Consider the following 3,282-nt stretch of genomic DNA (forward strand, 5'->3'; position numbering starts at 1 on the left):
AAATGCCGGACCGCCTGTTTCTTTGCTCATAAACACCTCTCCATCACTTTCGCCAGCGCCATCAGCGCGACTATTGTTAAAACAATCACCAGACTCTCTTTTCGTGTAACCATGGTGTTGGCCTGAAATAGGGCGTAAAAAAAGCCGCCGTAGCGACCTGTTTATTCATCCACCCACTCGACATATTTGAGTTGCTCAATCAACTCAGGGTCGCTTGTATTTTTATTTTTAGGGTTGCATGCCTTGCAATTTGTGACGGCTACGGGGTAGCCCATACATCCACACATTTCGCTCAATCCCGAGCAGCAATGTTTAAAAACAAAGCCGCCAGTGCATTTATCACACCCCATAACTACCTCACTCCCTACGTTGTTGGCCTGAATTCAGGTAATAAAAAAGGCTGCGGGTTAGGCGACCTCTGATGCCCACTGCCGGGCCTGCTGCCTGTTGCGCCAGGCCAGCTTGACCCACAGGTCGTGTACGCCATCACCGCGGACAGTTGCTTTGCACTTGGCTCGGTAGCGAACAAACTCGGACTGACACTCTGCTGCGTATTTCTGTTGCGTTGTCATGCTGAACTCACTTAACAATGTGTGTTGCTTCTTTGCGAACCTTACGGAAGCCCGCGCTGTAGATAGCCACGCTCGGCAGACATACAGCACCGCCTTCATTCCGATCACGCAGACTCGGCAGGGTGGTTGCTTTGGCTACGTTTAAGCTGCAGCCAGACAGCGCCGCTGTGATTTTGCGTTCAAAGCTCAGCTGACTACGTTGTGCTGCGCGATGCTCAATGGCGCGCTGCAGCTTCTTGCGTTGCTTGTTGTTCATGTTGCCTCCGGTAATTGGCTTAGCGATGACCTGCATTGCTAAATCAACTCACTTAAACCCCTCCGCGAGGGAGGGGATAAGGGGGATCGCGACCAACAGGTTGAGCCCCGCGCCAGATCAGATAATTTATTTATTCTCGATTGATGATTTATGCATTCACATAAGTCCTCCTGTTTAATAGGCCGCGTCATATCGCCAGCGGCTTGGCTTTTAAATTGGCTTAGGTGATTGGATGGCCGGCGCTGATCTCCGGCTTGCTGAGTTCTCACTCAATCTCATGGTGTCGGCTATGCCGCCTTTACGCTTTCGCACCGTAGCGCATCAGCCTGCGCATTCATCCAATCCCAAAGGCAACTTCTCTTTGGTGAGACCGAATCAGTCTCAAGTCCGATTGTTAAAGAGCAAACTTCCGTTTCGTACTGCGCCAGCGTCCTGCTGTTGAGATAAATAATATGCGCATCACGCATATGCGTAAAGCGCATAAAATAGATTTGGAGTAGGATTTTTGGTGTTTTTTAGGTATGCGTATGAAACAGAAGAAAAAAATTTAGGCGGTGTATGTGGCAGGCACAAAAAAGCCCGCACTTGGCGGGCTTAATATGCTGAAGGAAAGTTAACCGTGACGACGGAACTGCTGTGACTGGCTGAGCATTACGTCCAGCCACATGAAACATATGCATTTCTTCTTCTGAAATTGTCCACTCGCGATAACGAGGATTGTCAGAAATTACGATCAGCTGGTTTTTAACTTTCTGTAGTCTCTTGACGAACATATCGCCATTGAAGTCGAACACGTAAATGCCGTCACCATCAAAAACGCTGACGCCAACATCTACGAAAATGAGATCGCCTGGCTCTATGGTTCCTTCCATGCTGTCACCGCGGACGTTGATGAGCTTCACGGATGATTCCGGCCGATTGCCAAATATGACTCTAGCCTGGTCAGGCACATACTCTATAGACCTTATTACCTCAATAACGTCTTTCGAGGCAGCCCCATCACCCGCGCTTGCTGAAACATCAAGTACATCAATCCGGTACACATCATTCCTCCCCTTTTTTATAATGGAACCAACACTGTATATAGGTACAGTATCATCAGCTTCATTAGAAGAGAATAGTTCAGCTACCGGAACTCCGAGCGCTTCAGCAATCTTTTTGATGAGTGCATCACTATAACCCTGAATGCCGCGCTCAAGGCGTGACAAGTTTCCCACGTCGCTATCTACTCGCAACGCAAGCTCACTCAGGGTCATCTTATTCGCTTTGCGAATTTGTCTAATCTTGTCGCCTATTTTCATGGCGGATATTCAACCTTTTTTATGCGTGACACGCAAAGCGTCTTGCGCATATTTTGTATTTCGCATATTATGCGTATAGCGCATTACGGAGGTGCAATATGCAGACGCCACTTAGAAAAATGCGTGTAGAGAAAAAACTGACAATCTCTGAGGTAGCCATCGCAACGCAGTTAGACGTTGGAAACCTCAGCCGCATCGAAAGGGGAATGCAGGTTCCTTCTCTCGAAACGGCAGAGAAGCTCTCAAAGTTCTTCAAAGGGAAGATCAGTGAGATGCAGATTCTCTACCCGCAGCGATACATGAAAGCAGCTGATTCAGCCGCATAAGTAACACCGCTCTTTAATAACCCGACCGGAGGCTGTTTCGGCTTCCATAACCCAAGTGGCAAACCCCACGGTTTGCTCATGTAACTAATTAATCAACAAGAGAATACTACTAAATGGAACAGGCAAAACCACGCAAATCGGACAGCGTATCTTTCATCGGTCGCCACCTGCTGGCCACCGCACACCAGGCACTAAGCAACACCCGTCAGACAGTGGTTGCAAAGCTGCTAAACGTAGCTGACTCAACCATCCTTCGCAGGACAGAAAAATACCCGGAGCTAATGGAAACTCTCGCCGCCAGCGGTGTAGAGGATTTTGTCATGCACGGGGAAAAGAAGATGCCAATGGAGCAGTACCGATGGCTGATGACAGTTGCGATGGAATTCGCAAAGTTGCAGTTGGAAATGACCAAAGAAAAAGCCCCGAGCTGCGCGAACAGCTTCGAGGCCTAGTATCGAAATATGTGCAATTTCAACGGAGTAATTATACATGAAGAAGCAGACTTATCGCCATACCGGTGTGCATAAAAACCTTGCCCGGCTCGACTTTCTTCTCAAGTGCAACCCGGCTATCGGGCCGAAGCTGCGGGAAATCTTTGAGGAACACAAAGCGAAGGAGAAGGGCAAATGAGTAACTTAGCAAGACTAGCAGACTACCGCCCTTCACCGGAGGGCATGGAGCGCAGAGTGGCCGATACCGATGATGGATATACCCGCATCGCTAACGAGCTATTGGAAGCCGTTATGTCAGCCGATTTAACAGCCCGGCAGCTCAAGATCGTTCTTGCGGTAATCAGAAAAACATACGGTTTTGGCAAGAAGCTGGAC

5 protein-coding genes and 1 pseudogene are annotated in these 3,282 nt (G+C 48.7%); 4 read left to right on the plus strand and 2 right to left on the minus strand.

The window, feature by feature from the left end:
* Positions 1 to 579: 579 nt before the first annotated feature.
* Positions 580 to 828, minus strand: a complete 249-nt coding sequence (locus P3C52_RS20805) for a hypothetical protein (RefSeq protein ID WP_275556762.1) — start codon at positions 826 to 828, stop codon at positions 580 to 582.
* A 613-nt stretch (positions 829 to 1,441) separates the two neighbouring features.
* Positions 1,442 to 2,129: pseudogene (locus P3C52_RS20810) on the minus strand (helix-turn-helix transcriptional regulator).
* 98 nt (positions 2,130 to 2,227) lie between these two features.
* Between P3C52_RS20810 and P3C52_RS20815 the strand changes: the two are divergent.
* The 4 genes from P3C52_RS20815 to P3C52_RS20830 all read left to right on the plus strand — a co-directional run.
* Positions 2,228 to 2,455: a helix-turn-helix transcriptional regulator gene (locus P3C52_RS20815; protein ID WP_084970708.1), complete on the plus strand. Its 228-nt coding sequence runs from the start codon at positions 2,228 to 2,230 to the stop codon at positions 2,453 to 2,455.
* Positions 2,456 to 2,568: 113 nt separating this feature from the next.
* Positions 2,569 to 2,907: a hypothetical protein gene (locus P3C52_RS20820; protein ID WP_275556763.1), complete on the plus strand. Its 339-nt coding sequence runs from the start codon at positions 2,569 to 2,571 to the stop codon at positions 2,905 to 2,907.
* A gap of 37 nt (positions 2,908 to 2,944) precedes the next feature.
* On the plus strand, positions 2,945 to 3,085 hold the full coding sequence (locus P3C52_RS20825; protein WP_275556764.1) for a hypothetical protein: 141 nt from the start codon (positions 2,945 to 2,947) through the stop codon (positions 3,083 to 3,085).
* A partial coding sequence (locus P3C52_RS20830) for a replication protein (RefSeq protein WP_275556765.1) occupies positions 3,082 to 3,282 on the plus strand: 201 nt, incomplete at its 3' end. The genes P3C52_RS20825 and P3C52_RS20830, both read left to right, overlap by 4 nt.

It is taken from the genome of Mixta sp. Marseille-Q2659, from assembly GCF_940807255.1.
In the GTDB taxonomy this organism is placed as follows: domain Bacteria; phylum Pseudomonadota; class Gammaproteobacteria; order Enterobacterales; family Enterobacteriaceae; genus Mixta.

What these genes read in the sequence shown, in the direction of transcription:
- P3C52_RS20825 (WP_275556764.1), top strand. Translation starts at nt 2,945, where the DNA reads ATGAAGAAGCAGACTTATCGCCATACCGGTGTGCATAAAAACCTTGCC.
- P3C52_RS20820 (WP_275556763.1), top strand. Translation starts at nt 2,569, where the DNA reads ATGGAACAGGCAAAACCACGCAAATCGGACAGCGTATCTTTCATCGGT.
- P3C52_RS20805 (WP_275556762.1), bottom strand. Translation starts at nt 828, where the DNA reads ATGAACAACAAGCAACGCAAGAAGCTGCAGCGCGCCATTGAGCATCGC.
- P3C52_RS20815 (WP_084970708.1), top strand. Translation starts at nt 2,228, where the DNA reads ATGCAGACGCCACTTAGAAAAATGCGTGTAGAGAAAAAACTGACAATC.